Origin of the sequence: Agromyces sp. NPDC056523, assembly GCF_042794545.1 — a bacterium.
GTDB lineage: Bacteria > Actinomycetota > Actinomycetes > Actinomycetales > Microbacteriaceae > Agromyces.
Genome location: NZ_JBHTTM010000002.1, coordinates 560,592 through 587,260, shown reverse-complemented (window position 1 = coordinate 587,260; position 26,669 = coordinate 560,592). Strand labels below are relative to the sequence as shown.

Here is a 26,669-nt window from a genome sequence, read left to right as displayed (position 1 = left end):
GTACCACGCCCACCGCCCCGAAGCATGATCGCGTCGGGGGCTACGCCTCCTGCGCGTCGCGCTGCTGGGCGGCCACCGCGCGGTCGACGCCGGCGAGGCTCTCGACCACGAGGCGTCGCAGCGCCGGCGGCGCGTCGGGGTGGGCGTCGAGCCATCCGCGGCTGGTCTCGGCGAGCTCGGCGTTGGCGAGACGCGACGGGTAGAGGCCGTCGACGAGCTTCTCGGCGATCGCGTAGCTGCGCTGCTCCCACACGCGCTCGAGCATGTCGAAGTAGCGCTCGACGAACGCCTCGAGCAGCGCCGGGTCGGCGGCGCGGAGGAACCCGGCCGCGGTGTCGCGCACGACCGAGTTCGATGCGGTGTCGACGTCGACGATCGACGCCCACGCGCGCTCCTTGGCCTCGACGGTCGGGATCGCGGCCCGCGCCTTCGCGGCCGCCTCGCGCCCCGTCACGGTGTCGTCGGTCGCGAGGCGCGCGTCGATTTCGGCGTCGCCCGCCCGGCCGGCCGCGGCCAGCGCGACGAGCAGCTCCCAGCCGAGGTCGGTGTCGACCGCGAGGCCGTCGAGCTCGAGCGAGCCCTCGTAGAGCGACTGGAGGTCGTCGAGGTGCGAGCCGTGCTCGGCGATCGCCGCGAACGACTTGACGAACTGGAACTGCGCGTCGCCGCCCGGCTCGGCCTGCGTCGAGAGTTCCCAGAACCCGTCGGCGAGCCGGCGCAGCGCGTCGGCTCGACGTGCAGGATCGGTGTACGCGCTCGCGGCGAGGATCGCGTTCGCCAGGACGATCCGCAGGGTCGTCGACTCGGTCTCGCTCGCGATGTTGCCGAGCACGAGCGCCAGGTAGTCGCTCGCGCGCGTCTCGGCGTCTCGCGTGGCATCCCACACCGACCCCCAGACCAGCGCGCGCGCCAGCGAGTCGTCGATCTCGGACAGGTTCGCGAGGGCGACGCCGTGCGAGGCCGCGTCGAGGCGGATCTTGGCGTAGGCGAGGTCGTCGTCGTTGAGCAGCACGAGGTCGGGGCGGGCGAGGCCGACGAGCTCGGCGACCTCGGTGCGCTCGCCGTCGACGTCGAGCTCGACCCGGTGGTCGCGCACGAGCTTGCCGTCGACCAGGTCGTAGAAGCCGATCGCAAGCCGGTGCGGGCGGATCGTCGGGTGCTCGGCGATCGCGGACTGCAGCACTGCGAACGAAGTGATGCGGCCGTCGGCGTCGGTCTCGAACTCGGGACGCAGCGTGTTGACGCCCGCGGTCTCGAGCCACTGCCCCGACCACCCGGAGAGGTCGCGGCCGCTCGCGACCTCGAGCTCGGCGAGCAGGTCGGCGAGCGTCGTGTTGCCCCATGCGTGCTTGCGGAAGTAGGCGGACACGCCGGCGAAGAAGGCGTCGACGCCCACCCAGGCCGCGAGCTGCTTGAGCACCGAGCCGCCCTTGGCGTAGGTGATGCCGTCGAAGTTGACGAGCACGTCCTCGAGGTCGCGGATCTCCGCGACGATCGGGTGCGTCGACGGCAGCTGGTCCTGGCGGTACGCCCAGCTCTTCTCCATGGCGTTGAACGTGGTCCACGCGCCGTGCCACTCGGTGGCCTCGGCCGTCGCGATCGTGGACGCCCACTCGGCGAACGACTCGTTCAGCCACAGGTCGTTCCACCACTTCATGGTGACGAGGTCGCCGAACCACATGTGCGCGAGCTCGTGCAGGATCGTCACGACGCGGCGCTCCTTGACCGCGTCGGTCACCTTCGAGCGGAACACGTAGAACTCGGTGAACGTGACCGCACCGGCGTTCTCCATCGCGCCCGCGTTGTACTCGGGCACGAACAGCTGGTCGTACTTCGCGAACGGGTACGGGACGCCGAACTTCGCCTCGAAGTACTCGAAGCCCTGCTTGGTCTTCTCGAAGATGTAGTCGGCGTCGAGGTACTCCGAGAGGCTCTTGCGGGCGAAGACGCCGAGCGGGACGACCCGGCCGTCGGCGCTCGTCAGCTCGTCGCGCACGACGTCGTAGGGGCCGGCGATGAGCGCGGTGATGTAGCTCGAGATCCGGGGGGTCGGCTCGAACGCCCAGGTGCTCGCACCCTCATGCGCCGGGACCGGCTCGGGCGTGGGCGAGTTCGAGACGACCTCCCAGTGCGCGGGCGCGGTCACTGTGAACCGGAACGCCGCCTTGAGGTCGGGCTGCTCGAACACCGCGAACATGCGGCGCGAGTCGGGCACCTCGAACTGCGTGTAGAGGTACACCTCGTCGTCGACCGGGTCGACGAAGCGGTGCAGCCCCTCGCCGGTGTGCATGTACCGGCCGTCGGCCACGACGGTCAGTTCGTTCTCGGCCTTCAGGTCGGGCAGCTGGATTCGCACGCCGTCGCTCACCTCGGCGGGGTCGAGCTCGACGCCGTTCAGCGTCACCGAGTGCACGGCGGCCGTGATCGCGTCGATGAACGTCGACGCGCCCTCGCCGGCGGCGAACCGCACTGTCGTCTCCGAGCGGAACACCTCCGGGCCGGTCGTGACGTCGAGCCGGACGTCGTAGTCGTGCACCGTGACGAGCGCGGCGCGCTCCTCGGCTTCGATGCGGGTGAGGTTCTCTCCAGGCACGCGGGTCTCCATCTGCGTCGAACGGATGCGTCGGCCCGGCGTTCGTGGCGCGGGCAACCCGATCAGCCTATGGCGTGTCTGCTCACCCCGCACCCGCTGCGGCGCAGCGGCGCGGGGTGAGCAGACACGCCCCCCGCCCCATCCGGCTCGGGGAGGCCCGGCCGATCCCTAGACTTGCCCCATGCGCATCCACATCGCGACCGACCACGCCGGCCTCGAGTTCAGCCGCACGCTGCAGGCGCACCTGACCAACGGCGGGCACGAGGTCGTCGACCACGGCCCCACCGAGTACGACGCGCTCGACGACTACCCGGCCTTCTGCATCAACGCCGCGCTCGCCGTCGCGCGCGACCAGGCCGCGGGCGTGCGCACGATCGGCGTCGTGTTCGGCGGATCGGGCAACGGCGAGCAGATCGCCGCGAACAAGGTCCGCGGCATCCGCGCGGCCCTCGTCTGGAGCATGGACACCGCGATCCTCGCGCGACAGCACAACGATGCGAACGTCATCTCCATCGGCGCCCGCCAGCACACCGTCGAAGAGGCGATCCGCTACATCGACGCCTTCATCGCCGAGCCGTTCTCGGGCGACGAGCGCCACGTCCGCCGCATCGCACAGCTCGCCGAGTACGAGACCACGGGCGACATCGCCGGCAAGGGCGTCGATGTCGAGGCGCCGGCCGAGGCGCCAGCGGGGGAGTAGCGCCGGTGCCCGAGGGCCATTCCGTCCACCGCATCACCCGGCAGTTCGAGCGCAACTTCGTGGGCCACGTCGTGCGCGCCTCGAGTCCGCAGGGCCGGTTCGCCGAGGGCGCGGCCGACCTCGACGGGCGGCGGATGACGGACGCACGGGCCGTGGGCAAGCAGATGTTCCTCGGCTTCGAGGGCGACCGCTGGCTCAGGGTGCACCTCGGCATGTACGGCGCGTGGGACTTCGCGGGCGACATCCTGATGGATGCGACGATCGCCTCGTCGAACGGACGCATGGGGCAGACCAGCCAGAAGGGCACGTTCCTCGAGGGACCCAACCCCGACGCGGTCGTGCTCGACGCGGCGGGCGAGAACTCGATCACCTCGATCGGCGCCCCGCGTCGAACCCGCCTGCGCATGTCCGAGTCCGAACGCGAGGGCGACGCCCTCGAGGCGTTTCCGCCCGAGCCGGTCGGGCAGGTGCGCGTGCGGCTGCTCACCGAGTCGGTGGTCGCCGACCTCCGCGGGCCGACGGCGTGCGAGGTGCTCGATCCGCCGCAGGTCGAGCAGGTGGTCGCCCGGCTCGGCCCCGACCCGCTCATCGACGACGGGGCCGAGGCGGAGGAGCGGTTCACGAGCGTCGTCCGCCGCAAGCCGACGCCGATCGGCCTGCTGCTGATGGACCAGAACGTCGTCTCCGGCATCGGCAACGTGTACCGCGCCGAGCTGCTGTTCCGGGCGCGGCAGAACCCGCACACGCCCGGCCGGCAGGTGCCCGAGGAACACGTGCGCCACCTGTGGCGCGATTGGGCGCGGCTCCTTCGCATCGGCGTCGAGACCGGGCAGATGATGACCATGGACGACCTCGACGACGAGGCGTGGCGTGCCGCCATGGCGAACCGCGACGATCGGCACTGGGTCTACAAGCGCGAGGGCCTGCCGTGCCGCGTCTGCGGCACCAACGTCGTCATGGAGGAGCTAGGCGGCCGGAAGCTGTACTGGTGCCCCTACTGCCAGGCCTAGGAACGGAACCCCGATGAGACAGAACCCGAGTTTCACCCTCGCGAGCGACGACGGCGTCAAGCGCCTGATCCGCGAGCACCCGTGGGCGACGATCGTGAGCATGACGGATGCTGCGGGGCTCGTCGCCTCGCACTACCCCGTGCTGCTCGACGAGACGGCCGAGGGCATCGTGCTGCTCACGCACGTCGGCCGCCCCGACGAGCAGGTCCACGAGCTGGGCCGCCACGAGGTGCTCGTGATCGTGCAGGGCCCGCACGGCTACATCTCGCCCGGCTGGTACGACGCGAATCCCGCGGTGCCGACGTGGAACTTCGTGACCGCGCACCTCCACGGCACGCCCGAACTGCTCGATCCCGACGAGAACCTGCGGGTCCTCGACGCGCTCGTCGACCACTTCGAACAGCGGATGGCGCAGCCGCGCAGCATGCGATCGACGCCCGAGAACGCGGCCTACGCCGAGCGCATCTCGGCGGGCACGGTGGGCATGCGCATCCCGATCACGCGATTCGTCGCCAAGAACAAGATGAGCCAGAACAAGCCGGCCGAGACCGTCGACCGCATCATCGCCGAGCTCGAGGGCGACGGACCGTACGCGAGCCCGGCGCTGGCCGCCGAGATGCGACGCACGCACGAGGCGTTCCGGGCGGCGCAGGCGTGAGCGCGGCGGATGGCGCGGCGTCGGCCGCGCCCGTCATCCTCGCCGGCGTGCGGCTGCCCGGCGCCGGCGCGCCCGTCGACGTGCACGTCGCAGATGGAACCGTGCGCGCGGTGGTGCCGGCGGGGGGAGCGCCCTCGGTCGACGTCGCGGACGGGACATCCGGCGCGGAACGCCTCGACCTCGACGGCCGGTGGATCGTCCCCGGGCTGTGGGACCGGCACGTCCACCTGGCGCAGTGGGCCATGGCCGCGCGCCGCCTCGACCTCGCTGCCGTGTCCTCGGCGGCCGAGGCGGCCGAGCTCGTCGCGGCCGCCGTGCGCGACGGCGCCCGCGAGGTGGTCGGCATGGGCTACCGCGACGGGCTCTGGTCCGACCGGCAGCGCATCGACCTGCTCGACTGCGTCGCGGGTGACGTCCCCGTCGTGCTGGTGTCGGGCGACCTGCACTCGTGCTGGGTGAACTCCGCGGCCGGTCGCCGCCACGGCCTCCTCGAACGCGCCGGCACGAGCGGCGTGCTCCGCGAGGACGACTGCTTCCGGCTGGTGCGCGCGCTCGACGACGTCGCCGACGACGTGCTCGACGAGTGGGTCGCCGACGCGGCCCGGGCCGCCGCCGCACGCGGTGTCGTGGGCGTCGTCGACTACGAGATGCGCTGGAACCGCGACGACTGGGCCCGACGCGCGGCGGGCGGCGTCGACGCGCTGCGCGTGCGATTCGGCGTCTACACGCAGCACCTCGAGCGGGCCGCCGAGGCCCGACTGCGCACGGGCGAGACGATCGAGGGCACCCGCGGACTCGTGCGCGTCGGCAGCTACAAGGTGATCACCGACGGCTCGCTCAACACGCGCACGGCCTGGTGCGTGGACCCGTATCCCGGCCTCGGGCCCGACGAGCACCCGTACGGTCAGGCGAACGTCCCATACGACGAGCTCGTGCCGCACCTGCAGCGGGCCCGCGAGATCGGCCTCGACCCCGCCGTGCACGCCATCGGCGACCGCGCGAACGAGCGCGCGCTCGACGCCCTCGAGGCGGTGCAGCCGAGCGGATGGCACGGCCGCGCGAGCATCGAGCACGCCCAGCTGCTCCGCCGTGAGGACCTCGCGCGGTTCGCCCGACTCGGCATCGTGGCGAGTGTGCAGCCCGAGCACGCCATGGACGACCGGGACGTAGCGGAGCGCTACTGGGCCGGACGCACCGATCGCGCGTTCATGTTGCGCGACCTCGCCGACGCCGGGGTCGAACTCGCGCTCGGCTCGGACGCGCCGGTGGCGCGGCTCGACCCCTGGGTGGCGATCGCGGCCGCGGTCGGCCGCGCCCGTGACGGCCGCGCCCCGTGGCATCCCGAGCAGGCGGTCGATGCGCGGCTCGCGCTGGCCGCGTCGACGGACGGCGCCGGAACCGACGTCGTCGAGGGATCGGCGGCCGACCTCGCGATCGTCGAGCTCGACCCGATCGCGACGCCCGCCGACGAGCTGCGGGAGATGCCCGTGGCGATGACCCTCCTCGGCGGCCGCGTGACGCACGACGCGCGCTGACGGCGTCCGTCGGGCCATGCGCGGACCGGGGGTTGACCCCCGTCCGGCTTCGGATGCCCACCGGCTGGGGCCGCCGGCTCCCCGACGGGAGTCTGGATGCATGCTTCCCGACCTCCACGCCGACACGCACCGGTCGTCCGCCGTCCGCCGACCTCGCGCCGCCGCGACCGCGCTCGGCCTCCTCGCCGCCGGCGCCGCCGTGACCGTGGCGTTCGCGGGGTGCGGGCTCGTCGGCCCGGGCCGCGTCTCGACCGTCGGCGAGGTCGACTTCGACACGCCGCTTCCGATCCCGCCGCTCGCCGAATCGACCGTCGACGCCGACGGCACCCGTGTCTTCTCGCTCGAAGCGCGGGCCGGCACGACCGAGTTCGCGCCGGGCGTCGAGAGCGAGACCTGGGGCTTCGACGGCGCCTACCTCGGCCCCACCCTCGTGGCCGAGCGGGGCGAGCGCGTGCGTGTGGATGTCGCGAACGGACTGGATGTCGCGACGACCGTGCACTGGCACGGCATGCACCTGCCCGCCGAGATGGACGGCGGCCCGCACCAGATGGTCGATCCCGGCCGGACGTGGTCGCCCGAGTGGACCGTCGACCAGCCCGCCGCGACGCTCTGGTACCACCCGCATCCGCACGGCGAGACGGAGCAGCACGTCGCGCGCGGCCTCGCCGGCATGTTCCTCGTGCGCGACGACGCCGAAGGGGCGCTGCCGCTGCCGCGCGAGTATGGCGTCGACGACCTGCCCGTCATCGTCCAGGATGCCGCGTTCACCGACGACGGCCGGCTCGAGTCGGCCGCGCAGGGCTTCGCCGGGCGGCTCGGCGACGAGCTGCTCGTCAACGGCGCGCGCGGTCCGTACGCGGAGGTCCACGACGAGCTCGTGCGGCTGCGCTTGCTGAACGCCTCGACCGCCCGGAGCTACGCGTTCACGTGGGAGGACGGGCGGCCGTCCGAGCTGATCGCGACCGACGGCGGGCTGCTCGAGGCATCCATCGAGCTCGACCGGGTCGTGCTCTCGCCCGGCGAGCGCGCCGAGGTGCTCGTGCGCCTGGCACCCGGTGAACGGCTCACCCTGCAGTCCGTCATGACGCCGGATGCCGCGGGGCTGCAGCCCACGATCGCCGCCATCAACGGCGGCACGGACGAGTTCGACGTCCTCGAGCTGCGCGCCGCCGCAGAGCTCGATCCGGCGCCTGACGTGCCCGACCGACTCGCCGACCTCCCGCCGGTCGCGACCGCCGACATCGCCGAGACGCGGTCCTTCACCCTCGACGGCTTCCAGATCGACGGCCGGCAGATGGAGCTCGACCGCATCGACCACACGTCGACCGTCGGCACTACGGAACGCTGGCTGGTCGAGAACACGAGCGCGATGCCGCACAGCTTCCACGTCCACGACGTGCAGTTCCGCATCGCGTCGATCGACGGCGCGCTGCCGCCGCCCGAGCTCGCCGGATGGAAGGACACGATCTTCGCCCGCCCGGAGACCGAGTACGAGCTGATCCTCCGATTCGAGGACTACGCCGATCCGGACACGCCGTACATGTACCACTGCCACCTGCTGTGGCACGAGGACCAGGGGATGATGGGCCAGTTCGCCGTCGTCGAACCCGGTCAGCGTGCGACGATGACCGAGGAGACCGACCATGACCACCATTGATTCCGCGAGCACGCCTCGCGCCACCACCCAGCCGATGACGGATGCCGCGCCGCGACGTCGGCGCGGGTACGGCGGCTTGTGGGCGGCCGTCCCGCGCGAGCTGGGCTTCCTGCTGCTCGGCTTCCCGATCGCGATCGTCGGGTTCGTCGTGCTCGTCACGCTGTTCTCGACCGGTGCGAGCCTGCTCGTCGTCGTGGTGGGACTCGCGATCGTGGTCGCCGCGCTGTACACCGCTCGCGGGTTCGGCATGGTCGAGCTCGTGCGCCTGGCCTGGGCCGGTCGCCCCGAGATCCGGCGACCGAACTGGGAGGCCGCAGCTCCCGGGGGCGACGGGCCGTGGCGTGCGTTCTTCGCGCCGTTCGTCGACGGGCACTACTGGCTGTACCTCCTGCACGGCATGGTCGTGGCGCCCATCGTCGCGCTCTTCAGCTGGACCGTCACGATCGTGTGGCTCGCGGTCGGGCTCGGCGGGGTGACGTACTGGTTCTGGGCGATGTTCCTCCCCGTCGGCGGCCGGGAGTTCTGGCCGCACGAGTGGGTGCTCGACCGCATCTGGCCGGGCGGCTCCGCGGCCGTCGACATCGAGCCCCTCGTCGGCGAGTCGATCGTGCAGCTCGTGCTCGGTGCCGTGTTCCTGCTCACGCTCCCGTTCGTGACCGCGGGGCTCACGTGGATGCACGACCAGATCGCACGCGGCATGCTCGGGGCGTGGCGCTCCGAGGCGCTCCAGCGCCAGGTGCAGCAGCTCGCGGCCTCGCGCGGCGCCGCCGTGCAGGCCGAGGATGCCGCGCTGCGACGCCTCGAGCGCGACATCCACGACGGCCCGCAGCAGCGCCTGGTGCGGTTGCAGATGGACCTCGCCGCGATCGAGCGCAAGCTCGAGTCCGACCCCGACGCCGCCCGCACGCTCCTCGGCGAGGCGCGCGACCAGGCCCGCGACACGCTGGATGAGCTGCGCGCCCTGTCGCGAGGGTTCGCGCCGCCGCTGCTGCAGGATCGCGGGCTCGCGAGCGCGCTCGAATCCCTGGCCGGCCGCAGCCCGGTCCCGGTGATACTCGAGCTGGACCTGCCTGCGGACGCCGCGCTCCCCGCCGCGATCGAGCGCAACGCGTACTTCATCGCGGCCGAGCTGCTCACCAACGCCGCCAAGCACGCGGCCGCGAGCGCCATCCGGCTGCGGCTCTCGACGCGCGACACCGGTTCCTCCGGCCTCTGGCTCGACCTCTGGGTCACCGACAACGGGCGCGGCGGTGCGACGGCGATGCCGGGCCACGGCCTCGCCGGGCTCGACGAGCGAATCCGGGGGCTCGGCGGGGTGCTCCTCATCGACAGCCCCGCGGGCGGGCCGACCGTGATCGGCGCGCACTTCCCGTACGTTCCGGCCGCTAGTGTGGGCGCGTGACCGCCACGCCCGACCGTCCGATCCGCGTCGTGCTCGCCGAGGATTCGATGCTCCTGCGCGAGGGACTGGTGCGGCTCTTCGACGAGGCGGGCTTCGAGACCGTCGGCGCCTACGGCGACGCCGAGGCGCTCCTGGCCGACCTCGAGCGGGCGATACCCGATGTCGCGGTGCTCGACGTGCGCATGCCGCCGACGTTCCGCGACGAGGGCGTCCGAGCCGCCATCGAGCTGCGACGACGGACGCCCGGCCTCGGGGTGCTGCTGCTCAGCCAGTACGTCGAGGGCACGTACGCGCACGAGCTCCTCTCGTCGGCCGACGGCGGCATGGGGTACCTCCTGAAGGATCGCGTCGCGTCGCTCGAGGATCTCAAGGACGCCGTCGAGCGCGTGGAGGACGGCGGTACCGTGCTCGATCCGCAGGTCGTGCGGGAGCTGCTCTCCCGACGAGGCGACCCGCTCGAGGCGCTCACGCCTCGCGAGCGCGAGGTGCTCGAGCTCATGGCCGAGGGGCGCACGAACTCGGGCATCGCCAGGCAGCTCTTCATCGGCGTCGGCGCGGTCGAGAAGAACGTGACTTCGATCTTCCAGAAGCTCGGGCTCGAGGACTCCGGAACCGATCACCGGCGGGTGCTCGCGGTGCTCGCCTGGCTGCGCCGCTGACGACGCCTCACGCGTCCGGAGGGGTCGGTCGAAGCGGCGTGTACTCGCGCCAGACGCGCCAGTACAGGCGGTAGCCGCGGTACATCATCCAGGCGAACGCCGCCAAGCCCGCAGCGACGCCGACCGCCACGGCGAAACCGACGGGAAGCTCGAACGCGAGGACCACGCCGCCCGCGAACAGGCCCGCGACCGCGGCGGTCACGAGGGTGATCACCACCATCGAACTGCCGATCACCTGTGTCACGTCACGGTCGAAGAACGCGTGATACGTGACGTTCGAGCCTCTGAGGTCGTCGTGGGCCGACATCATCAAGTAGGGTGCGAGGCCCGGATCGAGGTCGATGTACGCCGCTCGGAGCCGGTTCATGGCGAGCACGTACATGAGATCCTCGGTCGCCGTGTTGAACGCCCGGATCATGGTGATCAGCCCGAGCAGGAGCAGCAGGAACAGGACGCCGAGCGCCGCGACCCCGAACCATCCTCGGAACTGGGTCGCGTTGCCGAGGATCCCGAGGCTGATGAGCCCGGCTGAGACGACGGTGAGGAAGATCGCGATGCGGGTGAGCACCTCGCTCTGCGTGGTGCTCCGCGAGGCGAGGAGACTCCAATGCTCCGTGGCGAGCAGTTGCGCGCGGAGCGACTTCTGGGCGTCGGTGAGCCCGTCGGCCTCCGTTGCGTCGCCGGAGCCCGGCGGGGACGTGTCGGGCCCGGGCGCATCCGCCATACCGGCATTCTGCACCCGGGCCCGTCGCCGCCGCATCCGTGAGCGACGAGGCCGCCGCGGCTACTTCACGCTCACGTGCGCCGCGAGGAACCAGCGGTCCTTGTCGAGGCCGCGCCGAATCTCGATGGCGACGTCCTGGCTGGTGGGATCGAGCTCCTCCAGCCCCTCGATCGCCGCGTTCACCTTCTCGGTGGCGACGTCGATCTGCGCGACCACGTCCGCGATGGTCTCGTCGGACTGCTTGAAGCCGGCGGACGGGTTCACCGCGTCGCTCTCCTTGGCGATGGTCGACAGTCGCGCGTCGATGGGCAGGCCGAGGGCGACGACCCGCTCGGCGGCGAGGTCGGCCCACTCCTGCGCGTGCTCCACGACGACGTCGAGGAACTCGTGCACCTCGAGGAAGTCGCGGCCTCGCACGTTCCAATGCGCCTGCTTGCCGTTGAGCGCGAGCGCGGTCAGCTCGTGCACCAGGGGGGTGAAGAACTGCGACACACCCGAGGCGACCTCGGGATCGGCACCCTTCATCGGCGCCTTGGGCTTGCGGGATGCGGTCTTGGATGCCGTCTTGGAGTCGGTCATGTGGTCCCCTTCCACTCGATGACGTGACGCATGCCACGCTACGCCGAACCACGGATACCGCGGCGGCATTCCCATCGGATCGGCAGGGGGTTGACCGGTTCGGGCGCGCGACTCACTCGCTCGTCGGTCGTGGATGGTGCGTGCCGCGGTGGATCTCGACGACCCGCGAGACTCCGGGCGATTCGGGGTCGTCGGTGATCTCCTTGTCGGCCATGAACTGCCGGATGATGTGGGCGAGCTCACCGGGGTGGCTGAAGTTGATGGCGTGCGCGGCACCGCGGATACCGACGAGGAGGACGTGCGAGTCCGTCATCGCCGCCACCTCGTGGACGCGGCTCGGCGGCGGCATCAGCGGGTCGCGGTCGCCGATGACCACGAGCGTCGGCACCTTGAGGTCCAGCAACCGGTCCAGCGACGGGTACTGCGTGAGCGCGCGGAACATCTTGAGCGTGCTCGGCACGCCGAATCGAAGGTAGTCGGGCGCGGCGACGCTGATCATGCGCGGCGGTTCGCGCATGCCGTCGCGGCTGAGTTGCCGGATGGCGCGCGTGAGCGGTTGGTTGAACAACCCGCCAGCGGGGGAGACGAGCACCGCGCGCTCGAGCCGATCCGGGTGGTGATACGCGAATTCGGTGATGACGGGGCAGCCCATCGAGTTCCCGACCAGCGTCACCTTCTCGATCTCGCGGTCGTCGAGGAAGCGTGCGGCGGCATGCGCCAGGTCGGGGACGTCGAGCGCGTTCGCCATCCGCTGGCTGCGGCCGAACCCCGGCAGGTCCGGGACGAACGTGTGGAACTCACCGCCGAGTCGCTCCGCGGTGGGCAACAGGTAGCGCCCGGACAGGCCGAAGCCGTGCACGTGCATCATGACCGGCGCATCGGGCGGGTCGGGGGACTCCCGGTAGAACACCTCGACGCCGTCGATCTCGGTCCAGCGGCCGGCCAGCCCCGATTCGGGTCGACTGGGATGCAGGCGGGACCGATGCCGGGACCCGGAGCGCGTACTCGACGGGGAGGTCACGACGACTGACCCCTGCTCGGGCCGGACCGCGCGCCGACAGCGGCGGGCCGGCGCTGCGTCCACTCGACGACGAGCCCGCCGACCGCGAGCACCGCGACGATCAGGGCTCCTCGCCAGTACGGAGCGGCGACCCAGGCCGCGTACACGGCGGCACCGAACGAAGCGACGAACGCGACCGTGACGGTCGTCCACGACGTCCGCACCCGGAACAGCACGAGCGTTCCGGCGAGCATCACGGCGGCGCCGCCCACGATCGCGAGCGTCGCGGCGACGATCGGCGCCTCGGGGCCGGCGAGCAATGCCGTGCCCAAGGCGATCTGGATCAGCCCGCCGAGCCATGCCAGGTCGGCGATGACCCGCGTCCGCTCCGACCGGGTTGCACCCATGACGCACCCCCTCGAGGCCACGGTGCTTGCTGCTGTGCCCAGCGTACTCCCGGGCCGCCCGGTTGGGGCCGATGCCGTGCGACCCTCTCAGGTCGAGCGCACTGCTGCGGACATCGACCATAGCTGCCCCAAAACAGCCGGTCAGACAGAAATTCAACGGAGGGGATGACGGGAATCGAACCCGCACCATCAGTTTGGAAGACTGAGGCTCTGCCATTGAGCTACATCCCCGCGGCCCTCGTGGGCACCCGATCATCGTAGTACACCGGCTGGGGCCGGCCTGACGGGCGGTCGTGGTGGTTGCGGCTAGCGGAGGCCCGCGATGGTGCGGATGGCGCTACGAGCGAGACGCAGCTGGCGCTCGTAGGTCGCCGCGATCGCGATGAGCAGCGCGCCCGCGATGCCCAGCCACAGCCACCACCACACGTCCTCGTAGAACGCGCTGAGGTACGGCCAGAGCTGCGCGATCGCGTGCACGAGGAGGATCGCACCGCCGAGGAGCACCGGAGCCTGCAGTCGGAGCGCGGCGCCGACCACGACCGCCACGGCCGAGACCACCCCCAGGGCGACGAGTCGCCACAGCTCGGGCTCGGTCCAGTCGGCGATGAGCGCCGGCACGAGGAGGACGGCCAGGCCCGGACCGAGGGCCGGCCAACTGCCCACCGAGCGGTCGCGAACCATCCGCAGCGCGCCGGCGCCGATCAGTGCGGCGGCGACGGGAACGGTCACGACGTCGAAGGGATCGACGGTGCCGACGGTGAGGGCGAGGGTACCGGCGAGCACGAGGACGCCGAGGCTCGACCACCTCGTGATCGGCCCGCCGATCGGCCGAGCGGCGGTGGCCGTGTTCGCGACGTGGAGCAGGGCCAGCGCCGTCAGCAGCACGAGGGCACGGAGCACCGGCTCGCGATCGTCGAGGACCGCGGCCAGCGTGGGGATCGACACCGCTGCCACGGAGCCCGCGAACGCCGACTCGGCCGCTGCCGTGGGGCGGCTCTGCGTGCGGATCCAGGCGATCGCCGCGACGGTGCCGACGGCCAGCGCGAGGAGGGGCCAGAACTCGATGAACAGGCGGCTCGATTCGCCGAGCGCCACCGCGAGGCCGCGAACGAGGCCCGCGCCCGTCACCGCGACCCAGCCGGCGCCGACGGCGAGCAGGCGCACAGGCACGCCCCGAGCGCGCTCGGGCAGGAACAGCCCGGCGAGGACCGCGACCGTGCCGGACGAGACGAGCACGAGCGTGCGGAGCTCGGAGTCGCCGGCGGTGGCCACGCTCGGAAGCACGGCGACCGCGGCCGCGGAGGCGAGCACGGCGGTCCGGCCGGAGACGGTCGTCTCGGGTATATTGCCCCGCCACATGATCAGCGCGCCGGCGGCGAGGAGGGCACCCGCGAGCGGGAGTGTGTACGACTCGACCTCGCTCACATCCTCCTCACCGAGCCACGCCCAGATGCTGCCGACCGCGAGGACGAGCGTCAGCCACGACAGGTGGCGTGTCGGCGCGGTGCCGCCGATCGGGTCCCCGTCGAGCGCCGCCACGAGGACGGGGACGGGCGCGAGGAGCAGCAGGACGAGCCAGGGGTCGGCCGGCGCCGTCGGCGGGACGACGGTGCCCACGAGAGCGATGAAGGCGACCAGTCCGACGGCGGCGCTCCAGGCCCACCGGGTGCGCTGGTCTCGCGGCACGGCGACATGGCCGAGGACGGCGGCGAGCAGGGCGGCGGCGGCCGTCCCGTAGGTCCCGCCGTCCGCGGGACCGTACTCGGTGACGAGTCCGGCGGCCGCCAACGCCATCGACACGGGCACGATGACCGCGGCCGCATACCGGATGGACAGCAGCGTGGAGCGGATCCATGCCGCCCCGGACATGACGAGGACGGCGGGCGGGATCCAGCCGAGCGGCAGGGACGGCATCGCGGCGAGGAGGATGCTGCCGCCGAGGGCGGCTGCGAATGACGGGATGGCCACGGCCCTCCGGTCCGGCAGCGGCATCCGCACGAGCGCCGCCGGCACGGCGACCAGGACCGCCCCGGCCAGGGCGAGCAGGAACACCGCCGAGCTCCATGGCTCCGGGAAGGCCGTACCGGCCACGACGGACCATCCGGGCAGGGCGAACGCGCCGAAGAGCACCATCACGGTCGCGGCCGCGGTGTGGAGCGGCGCGGCGACCGCGGTCGTCGACGTCGACCACACCCGCCGCGCGAGCGCGCGCCCGCACAGCGCCGCGGCGACGAGCACCGGGACGACCCACCACCAGAGGTCGACGCTCGCGTGGGCGAGCACCCATGCGATGGACGCCGACGTCAGTCCGAACACCGCGAGCACCACCGTGACGCCGGGGATCGATCGGACCGCCCGGAGCGCCGCGGCGGCCAGTCCGATGATCGCCACGCCGAGCAGGATGCCCTCGACGGCGAGGAGGGTGGGGGCCCCGATGGCGGCGGCCACCGCGGCCGTGAGTGCGAGAGCCGTGGGAAGCGCGGCGAGCGGACGCAGCCGGCGCAGCAGGATGAGCACGATCAGCGCGCCGACCGCGAGCGCCAGCGGCGCGAGCACTGCGCCGAGGCGCAGTTCGTCGACGCCCAGCATCCCGCCGAGCGACTCGCGCGGTGCCGTCGCGTCGGCCCCCCACCCCGCCATCGTCGCGGCAGGCAGATCGACGGCGAGCGCAGGCAGGACCTGGAGCGCCGGCAGCGCGGCGATGGCGGCGACGGCTGCGGCGGCGACGAGGCCAGGCAGCGCGTGGCGGCGCGGCGTTGCGCCCGCACGAGTGAGACCGGCTGCGATGCACGCGACCCCGGCGGCGGCCGCGGGTGCGATCCAGATCGCCTCGGCGGCGTCGAGTTCGATCGCGGCGCCGACCGCCGGCGCGAGGGCGGCGGCCATGCCCGCCGCGACCGCCGCGACGATCGTCCAGGGGTCGGCGGTCCGAACGGCTCGCCACCGGGCGAGGAGGAGCGCGATCCACGCCGCCGTCAGCCCGAGCAGTGCCCAGGTCGATCCCCACGACGTCGCCGGGAGCGCCCATGACGCCGCGACGAGCGCGATCGCACCGGCGCCGAACGCCGCCGCGAGCATGATCGTGCGCTCCACCGACGGCCGCGCGAACTGGCCGACGGCGCCGACGAGCACCGCTGCCAGCCCGCCGAGCCAGGCCGCCGTCCCGACCTCGTCGTCGGGTGCGGCACCGTAGCCGAGGAGGAACGCGCCGGCCGGGGCGAGCGCCGCCGCGGCGAATCCGGGCACGCGCACGCGGCTCACCCGGCGGGCGATCGCGAGGATCGCCGCGACCACGAGGAGCGCACCGCCCCAATAGGCCAACTCGTCGAGCCGCACGGTCCCGAAGAGCTCGTTGGCACGGACGATCCATCCGTCGAGCACGAGGAGCACGACCGCGACCGATGCGACGCCCTCGGCCGTTCCTCCGAGCCCTCGGGCGCGCAGCACCCACGCGAGCCCGAGCACGAGGATGCTCGCGGCCGCCGTGATGATCGATCGGACTTCGAGGGTCGCGACGAGGTAGGCCACGAGCAGGAAGACGATCGCGGCGACCGAGAGGAGGACGACGCCCAGCGTGAGCAGGAGCACCTGCACGCCGGACCGCCGTGGTCGAGCGTCGGTCGAGGCCCCCGGCTCCCGGATCTCGGGCGGAGGCGGCGGGGTGTCGGCTGTCGCCGCCTGCGCTGCGGGAGCGGGAGCCGCCGCGGGCGGCGACGCGCTGGGAACAGCGACCGACGCGACCGGCAACGGAGGCGGGATCAGGGCGGGCAGGTCGGGGACTCGCCGATCGAGCTCGACCCGCGCCTGCTCGGCTTGCGCCTGTGCAGCGCGCATCCGCCCGATCACGGCCTGACGATCACGTTCGGCATCCCGCACGCGGAGGCCCGCGGCGAACAGCTCGGCTGCAGCCGGCACATCGAGTCGGAGCCCGCACGCGTCGCAGCCCGCTCGCCGCAGCGGGGTGAAGCAGGCCGGGCAGCGTGTCGCGTCGACGAACTGCGCGGGGTCGCTCGGCCAGCGCCGCAGATCGGGCGCCGCGAGAGGGGGCACATCGGTCATGGGCTCACCTTGACACGCAGGAAACGCCGGAACCTCGGTGCACGCACGGAGTTTCCGTCCACAGGGCGGGCGCGGACGAGTCGCGGCGCGGGGCGCCTGCGGCGCGTGCAGTAGACTTTCCCGGGTCCATCCCGCGCATCGCGTGCTCCGGCGCGCCGACGCGCCGGACCGGCGAGTCCAGCCGGCGACTCGGGGCGTAGCTCAGCTTGGCTAGAGCGCCCGCTTTGGGAGCGGGAGGTCGCAGGTTCGAATCCTGTCGCCCCGACGAGTCGCATGGCTCGACCACGTACTTCACACAACAGGAGAGACTTCCCCATGCCGACCACTTCGGTTGAGAAGCTGAGCCCGACGCGCGCCAAGCTCACCATCTCGGTGACGCCCGAGGAGCTGAAGCCCAGCATCGCCCACGCCTACGAGCACATCGCCGAGCAGATCAACGTGCCCGGCTTCCGCAAGGGCAAGGTGCCCGCGCCGATCATCGACCAGCGGGTCGGCAAGGCCGCCGTGCTCGAGCACGCGGTCAACGAGGGTCTCGACAGCTTCTACCGTGCGGCGGTCGCCGAGCACGAGCTGCGACCGCTCGGCCGCCCCTCGGCCGACATCGTGGAGTGGCCGAACGAGAAGGACTTCTCCGGCGACCTCCTGCTCGCCATCGAGGTCGACGTGCGCCCCGAGATCGAACTGCCCGACTACGCGGGCCTCGAGGTCACCGTGGACTCCGTCGAGGTCGGCGACGACGAGGTGGGCGAGGAGCTCGAGCGCCTGCGCAGCCGCTTCGGCACCCTGATCACCGTCGATCGCCCCGCGAAGACCGGTGACTTCGTCACGCTCGACCTCGTGGCCACGATCGAGGGCGCCGAGGTCGACACGGCCAGCGGCGTGTCGTACGAGATCGGCTCGGGCGAGCTGCTCGAGGGCATCGACGAGGCGCTCGAGTCGCTCACCGCCGGTGAGACCACCACCTTCGACTCCAAGCTGCTCGGCGGCGACCACCAGGGCGAGACCGCCGAGATCACCGTCACGGTCACGGCCGTCAAGGAGCGCGAGCTTCCCGAGGCCGACGACGACTTCGCGCAGATCGCGAGCGAGTTCGACACGCTCGACGAGCTCACCGCGAGCCTCAAGGAGCAGGTCGCCAAGAACAAGTCGTTCGGTCAGGGCACCCAGGCCCGCGACCTCCTCGTCGACAAGCTGCTCGAGCTGGTCGAGGTGCCGGTCGCCGACAGCGTCATCGAGGACGAGGTGCACCGCCACCTCGAGTCCGAGGGTCGCCTCGAAGACGACGAGCACCGCGCCGAGGTCACCGAGTCGAGCACGAAGGCGTTCCAGACGCAGATCATCCTCGACAAGATCGCCGAGACCGAGAAGGTCCAGGTCTCGCAGGAGGAGCTCACGCAGTACCTCGTGCAGGGCGCCGCCCAGTACGGCATGGACCCGAACGAGTTCGTGCAGATCCTCAGCCAGAACGGCCAGATCCCCGCCATGGTCGGCGAGGTCGCGCGCAACAAGGCGCTCGCGATCGCCCTGGGCAAGGCGAAGGTGGTGGATGCCTCCGGCAACGCCGTCGACCTGTCCGAGTTCACCGCGGTCGCCGACGAGACCGCTGAGCCCGCCGCCGACGAGGCGCCCGCCGACGAGGCTCCCGCCGAGGAGAAGAAGCCGGCTCGCAAGCGCACTACGAAGAAGGCCGCCGACGAGGACGCCGCAGAGGTCCCCGCGGCCGATGAGGCGCCCGCCGAGGAGAAGAAGCCGGCTCGCAAGCGCACCACCAAGAAGGCCGACGCCGAGTAATCGACGCGTCGAACGACCACGGATGGGGTCGGGCAGTCCTGCCCGGCCCCATCCGTCGTCTTCGGAAGGGGATGAGGGTACCGATGCAGGATGACTGGCAGCGCCGCATCGACGAGGTCTGGGCGGCCGCGGCCGAGCTCGGTGAGCACGCGGTGATCGAACGCATCGACGCCCTCGTCGCGGAACTTCCCGCCGACGACCCGCGGGGGCCGTTCGAGGCGGCCGGCGCGCGGGACTCGGCGGGGCTCGAGGCGGAGGCCGAGCCGCTCTACCGTCGCGCGCTCGAGCTCGGACTCGCCGGCACCGGCCGCCTCCAGGCGCACATCCAGCTCGCGTCGACGCTCCGCAACCTCGATCGGCCCGCCGAGTCGCTCGAGCTCCTCGACGCGATCGGCGACACCGCCGGCGAGCTCGCGGACGCCGTGGCCGCGTTCCGCGCGCTCGCGCTCGCCTCGTCCGGGAGGGCGGATGCCGCGGCATCCGTCGCCCTCATCGCGCTCGCGCCGCATCTCACGCAGTATCGTCGCGCGGTCGACGCATACGCCCGTGAACTGGTCGGCCCGGAGGTCGACGGCACGCGCACGACCGCCTGACTGCCGGCGCCGCGCCGCCGCATCCGCCGACGGCGAACAGCCCGGTTCGCGCGCGTTCCAACGGATAGATTCGTTGCAACGCCTAAGGAAACGGAGCGAAATCCATGGCCGAACCGACACTGCAGCCCAGTGTGTTCGATCGACTGCTGAAGGACCGCATCATCTGGCTCGGCTCCGAGGTGCGCGACGACAACGCGAACGAGATCGCCGCGAAGCTGCTGCTCCTCGCCGCCGAGGACCCCAAGAAGGACATCTACCTCTACATCAACTCGCCCGGCGGCTCGATCACGGCGGGAATGGCCATCTACGACACGATGCAGTTCGTGCCGAACGACATCGTCACGGTCGGCATCGGCATGGCCGCGTCGATGGGGCAGCTCCTCCTCACCGCCGGAACCAAGGGCAAGCGGTACATCACCCCCAACGCGCGCGTGCTCCTGCACCAGCCGCACGGCGGGTTCGGCGGCACCGCGAGCGACATCCAGACCCAGGCGCAGCTCATCCTCGACATGAAGAAGCGCCTCGCCGAGATCACCGCGGCACAGACCGGCAAGTCGGTCGAGCAGATCAACCGCGACGGCGACCGCGACCGCTGGTTCAGCGCGCACGAGGCGCTCGAATACGGCTTCGTCGACCACATCCGCGAGTCCGCGCTCGACGTGTCCGGCGGTGGCGGCACCGCGCCCGAGACGGTCGATCCCAAGGCCTGAGAAAGAGAGACTGCGAATGAACATCCCCGCTTTCGGCGGCACCGCGTTCAGCGGCATGCCCGCGCCGGGCTCGCGATACATCCTGCCGAGCTTCGAGGAGCGCACGGCCTACGGCTACAAGCGCCAGGACCCCTACGCGAAGCTCTTCGAGGACCGCATCATCTTCCTCGGCGTGCAGGTCGACGACGCGTCGGCCGACGACATCATGGCGCAGCTGCTCGTGCTCGAGTCGATGGACCCCGACCGCGACATCATGATGTACATCAACTCGCCCGGTGGCTCGTTCACGGCGATGACCGCGATCTACGACACCATGCAGTACATCCGTCCGCAGATCCAGACCGTCGTGCTCGGGCAGGCAGCCTCGGCCGCCGCCGTGATCGCCGCGGCGGGCACGCCGGGTCGCCGCCTCGCGCTGCCGAACGCGCGCGTGCTGATCCACCAGCCGGCGATGGGTGAGGCCGGTCACGGCCAGGCCTCCGACATCGAGATCCAGGCGGCCGAGATCCTGCGCATGCGGACCTGGCTCGAGGAGACGCTCTCCAAGCACTCCAACCGGACGATGGAGCAGGTCAACGCCGACATCGACCGCGACAAGATCCTCTCGGCCGAGGAGGCACGCGAGTACGGGCTCATCGACCAGGTGCTCACGTCGCGCAAGACGCTGCCGGCGCTGGCCCGATAGGCCGGCCGGATCGGCGAGGGGCGGACGCGCAGGGCGTCCGCCCCTCGTTCGTCTCGTTTCCGCCAAACCCGTGGCGGATCGACCCGACTGGGCCCGCATCGGGCTAGGCTCGGAACAGATTTCGTTGCGAGGGAGGACGCGATGGCACGCATCGGGGAGAGTGCTGACCTTCTGAAGTGCTCCTTCTGCGGAAAGAGCCAGAAGCAGGTGCAGCAGCTCATCGCCGGTCCCGGCGTGTACATCTGCGACGAGTGCGTCGAACTCTGCAACGAGATCATCGAGGAGCGCCTCGCCGAGGCCGGCGAGCCCGAGTCGGGCGAGTTCGAGCTGCCGAAGCCGAAGGAGATCTTCTCGTTCCTCGAGGAGTACGTGATCGGCCAGGATGGCGCCAAGCGCGCCCTCGCCGTGGCCGTGTACAACCACTACAAGCGCGTGCGGGCCAAGACGTCGCTCACGTCGGCCGATCGTGCCCACGACGACGTCGAGATCGCCAAGTCCAACATCCTGCTCATCGGCCCGACCGGGTGCGGCAAGACCTACCTCGCCCAGACCCTGGCCAAGCAGCTCAACGTGCCGTTCGCCGTCGCGGATGCCACGGCGCTGACCGAGGCCGGCTACGTCGGCGAAGACGTCGAGAACATCCTGCTCAAGCTCATTCAGGCCGCCGACTACGACGTCAAGCGCGCCGAGACCGGCATCATCTACATCGACGAGGTCGACAAGATCGCCCGCAAGGCCGAGAACCCGTCGATCACGCGCGACGTCTCGGGCGAGGGCGTCCAGCAGGCGCTGCTGAAGATCCTCGAGGGCACGGTCGCCTCGGTGCCGCCGCAGGGCGGCCGCAAGCACCCGCACCAGGAGTTCATCCAGATCGACACGACGAACGTGCTGTTCATCGTGGCGGGTGCGTTCGCCGGACTCGAGGACATCATCTCGTCGCGTGCGGGCAAGCGCGGCATCGGGTTCGGCGCACCGCTGCACTCGAAGCAGGATGAGGCTGAGCTCTTCAGCGAGGTGCTGCCCGAAGACCTGCACAAGTTCGGCCTGATTCCCGAGTTCATCGGTCGGCTCCCGGTCGTCGCGACGGTCACCCCGCTCGATCGCACCGCCCTGATGGAGATCCTCACCGAGCCGCGCAACGCACTGGTCAAGCAGTACCAGCGGATGTTCGAGCTCGACGGGGTGCAACTCGACTTCGAGCACGCGGCGCTCGAGGCGATCGCCGACCTCGCGGTGCTCCGCCAGACCGGGGCCCGCGGCCTCCGCGCCATCATGGAGGAGGTACTCGGGCCGATCATGTTCGAAGTGCCCTCGACCACCGGGGTCGCCCGGGTCGTCGTGACGAAGGAGACCGTCATCGACAACGCGGCTCCGACGATCGTTCCGTCCAAGCCCCGACGCGCCGAGAAGTCGGCCTAGCCGACCCGACCGGCGTCGCGCCGGGATCGGCGTTCAGTCGAATACGCGCAGCACCTGCCAGTGCTGACCGTCGTGCCCGACGTCGAACACGTGCGTCTCACCGTCGGCGGTGCTCGCCTGGAACCGCCAGCCGGTGATCGCGAGCGGTGGGCGGCCGGGAGCGACGTCGAGCCCGTCGAAAGGGAGCCACCAGTCGGCCGGCCCGACGAGGGGAGTGGGCGTGTCCTCGACCCGGAAGCGGCGCGCACGCCAGACGAGCCGCTCGGGTGCACCCGATGCGCCCGTCCAGACCTCGGCGGGTTCGAGGGTGCGCGGCATGCCGACCTCCACGTCATTCGAAACTGTGTTCGAATGATAGCAGGGCAGCACTCGAGCCGGCAGGGGCATCCTGCGGGTCGGAACGTGGTGAGGGGGACTAGGCCAGGTCGTCGTCGCTGCGAGCGCCGAAGACGATCTCGTCCCAGCTCGGCATCGCGGCACGGCCCTTCTTCGCTCGGGGCGCCTGAGTCGCGGTCTTCCCGCCGCCCCACAGCGCGCGAGCCGCGGCGCCCGCCGGGCTCTCGGGCGCGGCGCCGTCGTCAGCCGACGACGCGGACCCGGCGGCAGACGGGGAGGGGGCGGGCTCGGCGACCGGCGCCTCGGCGCGAACCGGCGATGCGGGCGCGACCGGAGTCGGCGGCGCGATCCGCTCGATCGAGCCGCTCGCCTCGCGCTCGCCCCGGCGGCGCCGCAGCGCCTCGAGGAGGTCGGCGGTCTCGCCGCTCGGCGGCTCCGGCTCGTCGGCGCGCTTGATGGCGGCTCGTGCGACGGCGGGGCTCGACGCGGGAGCGGGCGCCGGCTGCTGGCGCGGTCCGGCGAGATCGGGCTGCGGCGCGGTGTCGTCGTTCGCGACATCCGGGACGTCGAACGTGAACGCCCCGCTGTCGAACCGCGACTGCTCGTCGTCGGGCGCGACCGCGCGCAGGCGCGGGATCATGCCGCCGCGCACCTCGCCGTGCCTCGAGAGGGTCATCGCGTCGGCGTTCTGGGGGTGCAGCGCCTGCTTGCGGTGCTCGAAGGACCACCGCGCGTCGTGATCGATGCCGTCGGCCGTGAACTCGAGCTTGACCATCCAGCCGCGCTCCTCGTCCTTCCAGCTCGCCCAGCGTTCGCCGTGCGCGCCGAGTCCGGCAAGGCGTTCGCGAACGACCGTGCCGAACGAGGCCGGCTCGTCGGCGTCGGAGTGCTCGGCGGCATGCACCGGAACCGCGAGGGCCGAGGTGACGACGTGTTCGCGCTCAGCGATCACGGGCCCCTCGAAGCGGCGGATGTAGTCGACCGACGCGCCGGTCAGCTCCGCGACCTCTTCGGCTGACAGGCCCGAGCGGATGTGCGCCTGCACTTCGCGGGGCGACAGCTTCGGACCGGTCTCGGCGGGCGGCACCGCGTGACGGATGCGGGACTGCAGCACCTCGTCGATCTCGATCCGGAATCGCGCCCCGTCATCGGAGGCCGCGACGAGGGCGCCGTTCTCGACACCGATCACCTTCAGTTCCTGCATCGCGAGAGCCCTTCCGTGCCTGCGTCTCCGCCCAAGGATGCCACGCGGCTCGAGCGCCGCTCGGGAATACGGCGGGCGTGCCGGAAGTTGTCCAATCAACCGGGTAGGACGGCCTGTAAGCGGTTTGCTTACGCCATCGAATTGATGCAGACTATGGCCGCCGAATCCTCGGCACCGAAAAAAGGATGGGAATGGCAACGGATTACGACGCGCCGCGGAAGACCGAAGACGACTCCGAGTCGATCGAGGCCCTCAAGGAGCGCGTGCCCGACAAGATGTCGGGTGTCGTCGACGTCGAGGACGCCGACAACCCCGGCAGCTTCGACCTCGCGGGTGCCGACCTGTCCGACGTCGAGCTCGATGTCGTCGTGCTCCCGCCGCAGGCCGACGAGTTCACCTGCGTGAACTGCTTCCTCGTGAAGCACCGCTCGCAGATCGACCACGAGACCAAGCTCGGTCCGATCTGCCTGGAGTGCGCCGCCTAGGCCTGCTCCTCTTCGACCCATGGCCGTCGCGATCCGTTGATCGCGGCGGCCAGTTCATTCGGATGGCGCGACGAGACCAGCCAGTACGGCGCAGGATCAGCTGCATCCACGATCGGCACGCGGACGACGTCGCGGATCCACCCGCGGATGACGAGGAAGGCGCGCGCGTCAAGTCCCGTGCCCCGTTCCGTCCGCGCCGCGTCGTCGAGCGCCGCGCTGGCGGTGCCGGTGTAGCTGAGCGGGATCTCGGCACGCCCGGCACGGAACATCCCGTCGGAGACCTCGATCACGGGTGCGGTGAACGACAGGGAGCCCGCGACTGCGGCGTACATCAGGACGCCGGTGGCGATGCCCGCCGGGACCGAGACCGGTGCGAGCACCAGGATGCTCGCTGGGATCAGCAGCAGGCTCGTCAGGTAGATCCAGGGCGTCGGCCACAGCCGTTCGCGGTACTCGGGCATGGGTCTATCAGACCAGACTTCTGCACTACCCTCGAACGGTGACCGATTCCGTCGATGTGCTGATCACGGCCGACCGCCTGCCCGCGTACGCCCATCCGGGCGATGCGGGCGCCGACCTCCATGCGGCCGAGGCGATCGTGCTGGAGCCGGGGGAGCGGGCGACGGTCGGCACGGGTGTCGCGATCGCGCTGCCCGACGGCTACGTGGCCTTCGTCATGCCGCGATCGGGCCTGGCGTTCAAGCACGGCATCACGATCGTCAACGCCCCGGGTACCGTCGACGCGGGCTACCGCGGAGAGATCAAGGTCGCGCTGCTCAACACCGATGCGCGCGAGGCCTATCGGATCGAGGCGGGCGACCGGATCGCCCAGCTCGTCGTCATGCCGGTCGGTCGCGCTCGATTCGTCGAGGTCGAGCGGCTCCCCGGCAGCCTGCGCGGCGAGGGCGGATTCGGGTCCACCGGTTTCGGGGCACATCAGTCAGGAGTACACGCGTGAGCGACATCGAGAACATCGACGACATCCCCGTCGACCACCCCAAGTCCGCGCCCGCGGACCGGGCGACCAACGGGCCCCTCGACGAGGCCGAGGCCAATCCCGTCCGTCCCTACGTCGACCTCGGCGGCGTCAAGGTGCTGCCGCGCGAGGGCCTGCACCTGCGCCTCGAGGTCGAGGAGGGCACCAAGCGCGTCGTCGCCGTGGGGCTCGACTACGCCAACTCGACCCTGCAGGTCCAGCCGTTCGCCGCGCCGCGCTCGAGCGGGCTGTGGCACGAGATCCGCGACCAGATCGCCGAGCAGATCGCCCGCCAGGGCGGCACCACCACGGTCCGAGAGGGATCGTTCGGTCCCGAGCTGCTCGCCCAGATCCCCGTCGCGACGGCCGACGGCCAGGCCGGCCAGATGCGCCTGGCCCGCTTCATCGGGGTCGACGGTCCCCGGTGGTTCCTCCGCGGCGTGATCGCGGGCGAGGCGGCGGCCGACCCGGTGGCCGCAGCGAAGGTCGAAGACCTCTTCCGCTCGATCGTGGTAGTGCGCGGCACCACCCCGATGCCGCCGCGCGACCTGATCCCGCTGCGCATGCCGGCACCGTCGTCCGGTGGTCCGACGGCGTGACGGACGAGCAGCGCGACGCCCGGCCCGGGCCAGACGCCGGGCCCGAGCCCGACGCGCCTCGCGGGGATGCCTCGCCGGCTCCGGCGTCGCCCTCCGACGAATTGAGCCAGTCCTTCGCGGCCGCCGCCGAGCGCTCCGGCCTCGGGCGGATCGCGCGTGAGGACACGCTGACGCCGGCCGACCTCGTCGGCGCGCTCGGTGGCATCCGCGGGCTCGCCGAGGCCATCCTCCCCGGCCTGGTCTTCCTGGTCGTCTACACGTTCACCCGCGAGCTGGTGTGGGCGCTGGTCGCGTCCGTCGGGCTCGCCGTCGTTTTCACGATCGTGCGCTTGGTCACCCGCAGCCAGCCCACGCAGGCCATCGCCGGGCTCATCGGCGTCGGTGCCTCCGCGGCGCTGTCGCTGTGGACCGGTCGCGCGGAGGACAACTACGTCCTCGGCTTCTACACCAACGCCGCGTACGCGATCGCCCTCCTGGTGTCGCTGCTCGTGCGCTGGCCGCTCGTCGGGCTGATCGTCGGCTTCCTCATGGGAGACGGGACCGAGTGGCGACGCCGGAAGCGGACCTATCGAGCCATGCAGTTCCTGACGCTCGTCTGGCTCGGCATGTTCGTCGCCCGCCTGCTCGTCCAGGTGCCGTTCTACTTCGCCGGCAATGTCGAGGCGCTGGGGGCCACGCGCCTGCTCATGGGCGTGCCGCTGTACGCGCTGCTGCTGGTGTTCTCGTGGCTCGTCGTCCGGGCCGTCTATCCGGCGAAGCCGGCCGCCGCCGAGTGATACAGTTATCTCGATATCGAGATAAATCACGGGTGCCGGCGCGAGCCTGTCGGCGAGCGATGCCGTTGGGCTAGCCTTGCTGGGGCGGGCCCCGAGCCAGGGCACGGGCACC

25 protein-coding genes and 2 tRNA genes are annotated in these 26,669 nt (G+C 71.6%); 17 read left to right on the top strand and 10 right to left on the bottom strand.

The annotated features are described in order from the left end of the window. Window positions 1-40: 40 nt before the first annotated feature. Window positions 41-2,593 (bottom strand): aminopeptidase N, encoded by a 2,553-nt coding sequence (pepN, locus tag ACFQ58_RS09700; protein WP_376950863.1) that lies wholly within the window; start codon window positions 2,591-2,593, stop codon window positions 41-43. Between the two features lie 181 nt (window positions 2,594-2,774). Here pepN and ACFQ58_RS09695 point away from each other — a divergent pair, with 181 nt between their 5' ends. The 7 genes from ACFQ58_RS09695 to ACFQ58_RS09665 all read left to right on the top strand — a co-directional run bounded on the left by ACFQ58_RS09695 (window position 2,775) and on the right by ACFQ58_RS09665 (window position 10,214). Continuing rightward, the gene (locus ACFQ58_RS09695) at window positions 2,775-3,293 is read left to right on the top strand and encodes a ribose-5-phosphate isomerase (protein ID WP_376950862.1); all 519 of its coding nucleotides are present in this window, start codon (window positions 2,775-2,777) and stop codon (window positions 3,291-3,293) included. 5 nt (window positions 3,294-3,298) lie between these two features. Beyond that, window positions 3,299-4,303 carry an Fpg/Nei family DNA glycosylase gene (locus ACFQ58_RS09690; RefSeq protein WP_376950861.1) on the top strand — a complete coding sequence of 335 codons (1,005 nt, stop codon included), beginning with the start codon at window positions 3,299-3,301 and terminating at the stop codon, window positions 4,301-4,303. Between the two features lie 13 nt (window positions 4,304-4,316). Next, window positions 4,317-4,961 carry an FMN-binding negative transcriptional regulator gene (locus ACFQ58_RS09685; RefSeq protein WP_376950860.1) on the top strand — a complete coding sequence of 215 codons (645 nt, stop codon included), beginning with the start codon at window positions 4,317-4,319 and terminating at the stop codon, window positions 4,959-4,961. After that, window positions 4,958-6,496 (top strand): amidohydrolase, encoded by a 1,539-nt coding sequence (locus ACFQ58_RS09680; RefSeq protein ID WP_376950859.1) that lies wholly within the window; start codon window positions 4,958-4,960, stop codon window positions 6,494-6,496. The genes ACFQ58_RS09685 and ACFQ58_RS09680 overlap by 4 nt, the downstream gene beginning before the upstream one ends. Window positions 6,497-6,596: 100 nt before the next feature. Next, a complete protein-coding gene (locus tag ACFQ58_RS09675; RefSeq protein WP_376950858.1) occupies window positions 6,597-8,153 on the top strand; it encodes a multicopper oxidase family protein in 1,557 nt (518 codons plus the stop codon). Next, a complete protein-coding gene (locus ACFQ58_RS09670) occupies window positions 8,140-9,555 on the top strand; it encodes a sensor histidine kinase (RefSeq protein WP_376950857.1) in 1,416 nt (471 codons plus the stop codon). The genes ACFQ58_RS09675 and ACFQ58_RS09670 overlap by 14 nt, the downstream gene beginning before the upstream one ends. Beyond that, the gene (locus ACFQ58_RS09665) at window positions 9,552-10,214 is read left to right on the top strand and encodes a response regulator (RefSeq protein WP_376950856.1); all 663 of its coding nucleotides are present in this window, start codon (window positions 9,552-9,554) and stop codon (window positions 10,212-10,214) included. The genes ACFQ58_RS09670 and ACFQ58_RS09665 overlap by 4 nt, the downstream gene beginning before the upstream one ends. Window positions 10,215-10,221: 7 nt before the next feature. Here the strand turns inward: ACFQ58_RS09665 and ACFQ58_RS09660 are convergent, their stop codons facing one another. The 6 genes from ACFQ58_RS09660 to ACFQ58_RS09635 all read right to left on the bottom strand — a co-directional run bounded on the left by ACFQ58_RS09660 (window position 10,222) and on the right by ACFQ58_RS09635 (window position 16,983). Next, complete coding sequence (locus ACFQ58_RS09660; protein WP_376950854.1) at window positions 10,222-10,938, bottom strand: hypothetical protein; 717 nt, start codon at window positions 10,936-10,938, stop codon at window positions 10,222-10,224. A gap of 60 nt (window positions 10,939-10,998) precedes the next feature. Next, a complete protein-coding gene (locus ACFQ58_RS09655; RefSeq protein ID WP_376950853.1) occupies window positions 10,999-11,517 on the bottom strand; it encodes a Dps family protein in 519 nt (172 codons plus the stop codon). A gap of 112 nt (window positions 11,518-11,629) precedes the next feature. Then, window positions 11,630-12,538: an alpha/beta fold hydrolase gene (locus tag ACFQ58_RS09650; RefSeq protein ID WP_376950852.1), complete on the bottom strand. Its 909-nt coding sequence runs from the start codon at window positions 12,536-12,538 to the stop codon at window positions 11,630-11,632. Further along, on the bottom strand, window positions 12,535-12,924 hold the full coding sequence (locus ACFQ58_RS09645) for a hypothetical protein (RefSeq protein ID WP_376950851.1): 390 nt from the start codon (window positions 12,922-12,924) through the stop codon (window positions 12,535-12,537). The genes ACFQ58_RS09650 and ACFQ58_RS09645 overlap by 4 nt, the downstream gene beginning before the upstream one ends. A 160-nt stretch (window positions 12,925-13,084) precedes the next feature. Then, window positions 13,085-13,155 (bottom strand) — tRNA-Gly (locus ACFQ58_RS09640). 75 nt (window positions 13,156-13,230) lie between these two features. Continuing rightward, window positions 13,231-16,983 (bottom strand): SCO7613 C-terminal domain-containing membrane protein, encoded by a 3,753-nt coding sequence (locus tag ACFQ58_RS09635; protein WP_376950850.1) that lies wholly within the window; start codon window positions 16,981-16,983, stop codon window positions 13,231-13,233. A gap of 190 nt (window positions 16,984-17,173) precedes the next feature. Here ACFQ58_RS09635 and ACFQ58_RS09630 point away from each other — a divergent pair. From ACFQ58_RS09630 to clpX, 6 genes are all read left to right on the top strand, one after another. Continuing rightward, a tRNA-Pro gene (locus ACFQ58_RS09630) sits at window positions 17,174-17,248 on the top strand. Window positions 17,249-17,298: 50 nt separating this feature from the next. Then, window positions 17,299-18,774: a trigger factor gene (gene tig, locus ACFQ58_RS09625; protein WP_376950849.1), complete on the top strand. Its 1,476-nt coding sequence runs from the start codon at window positions 17,299-17,301 to the stop codon at window positions 18,772-18,774. An 83-nt stretch (window positions 18,775-18,857) separates the two neighbouring features. After that, window positions 18,858-19,367, top strand: coding sequence for a tetratricopeptide repeat protein (locus ACFQ58_RS09620; RefSeq protein WP_376950848.1), 510 nt, complete (start codon window positions 18,858-18,860; stop codon window positions 19,365-19,367). A 104-nt stretch (window positions 19,368-19,471) separates the two neighbouring features. Next, window positions 19,472-20,077, top strand: a complete 606-nt coding sequence (locus ACFQ58_RS09615) for an ATP-dependent Clp protease proteolytic subunit (protein WP_376950847.1) — start codon at window positions 19,472-19,474, stop codon at window positions 20,075-20,077. Window positions 20,078-20,093: 16 nt separating this feature from the next. Next, the gene (locus ACFQ58_RS09610; RefSeq protein ID WP_376950846.1) at window positions 20,094-20,762 is read left to right on the top strand and encodes an ATP-dependent Clp protease proteolytic subunit; all 669 of its coding nucleotides are present in this window, start codon (window positions 20,094-20,096) and stop codon (window positions 20,760-20,762) included. A gap of 141 nt (window positions 20,763-20,903) precedes the next feature. Further along, a complete protein-coding gene (gene clpX / locus ACFQ58_RS09605; protein ID WP_376950845.1) occupies window positions 20,904-22,181 on the top strand; it encodes an ATP-dependent Clp protease ATP-binding subunit ClpX in 1,278 nt (425 codons plus the stop codon). Between the two features lie 33 nt (window positions 22,182-22,214). Here the strand turns inward: clpX and ACFQ58_RS09600 are convergent, their stop codons facing one another. After that, entirely contained in the window at window positions 22,215-22,499 is a 285-nt protein-coding gene (locus ACFQ58_RS09600; protein WP_376950844.1) for a hypothetical protein, read from the bottom strand. Between the two features lie 97 nt (window positions 22,500-22,596). Further along, the gene (gene sepH, locus ACFQ58_RS09595; protein ID WP_376950843.1) at window positions 22,597-23,721 is read right to left on the bottom strand and encodes a septation protein SepH; all 1,125 of its coding nucleotides are present in this window, start codon (window positions 23,719-23,721) and stop codon (window positions 22,597-22,599) included. Window positions 23,722-23,912: 191 nt separating this feature from the next. Between sepH and ACFQ58_RS09590 the strand changes: the two genes are divergently transcribed. After that, window positions 23,913-24,206, top strand: coding sequence for a DUF4193 domain-containing protein (locus tag ACFQ58_RS09590; RefSeq protein ID WP_092669728.1), 294 nt, complete (start codon window positions 23,913-23,915; stop codon window positions 24,204-24,206). Here the strand turns inward: ACFQ58_RS09590 and ACFQ58_RS09585 are convergent. Further along, complete coding sequence (locus tag ACFQ58_RS09585; protein ID WP_376950842.1) at window positions 24,203-24,667, bottom strand: DUF3093 domain-containing protein; 465 nt, start codon at window positions 24,665-24,667, stop codon at window positions 24,203-24,205. The two genes, ACFQ58_RS09590 and ACFQ58_RS09585, sit on opposite strands and share 4 nt — an antisense overlap. A 38-nt stretch (window positions 24,668-24,705) precedes the next feature. On the opposite strand from ACFQ58_RS09585, the gene dut reads away from it, so the two are divergent. Genes dut through ACFQ58_RS09570 form a run of 3 tightly spaced genes read left to right on the top strand, consistent with a single transcriptional unit; the run spans window position 24,706 to window position 26,557 of the window. Further along, window positions 24,706-25,164, top strand: a complete 459-nt coding sequence (gene dut, locus ACFQ58_RS09580) for a dUTP diphosphatase (protein WP_376950841.1) — start codon at window positions 24,706-24,708, stop codon at window positions 25,162-25,164. Next, complete coding sequence (locus ACFQ58_RS09575) at window positions 25,161-25,781, top strand: DUF3710 domain-containing protein (protein WP_376950840.1); 621 nt, start codon at window positions 25,161-25,163, stop codon at window positions 25,779-25,781. Before dut ends, ACFQ58_RS09575 begins: the two co-directional genes overlap by 4 nt. Continuing rightward, complete coding sequence (locus ACFQ58_RS09570; protein ID WP_376950839.1) at window positions 25,778-26,557, top strand: DUF3159 domain-containing protein; 780 nt, start codon at window positions 25,778-25,780, stop codon at window positions 26,555-26,557. The genes ACFQ58_RS09575 and ACFQ58_RS09570 overlap by 4 nt, the downstream gene beginning before the upstream one ends. The last annotated feature ends 112 nt before the right edge of the window (window positions 26,558-26,669 follow it).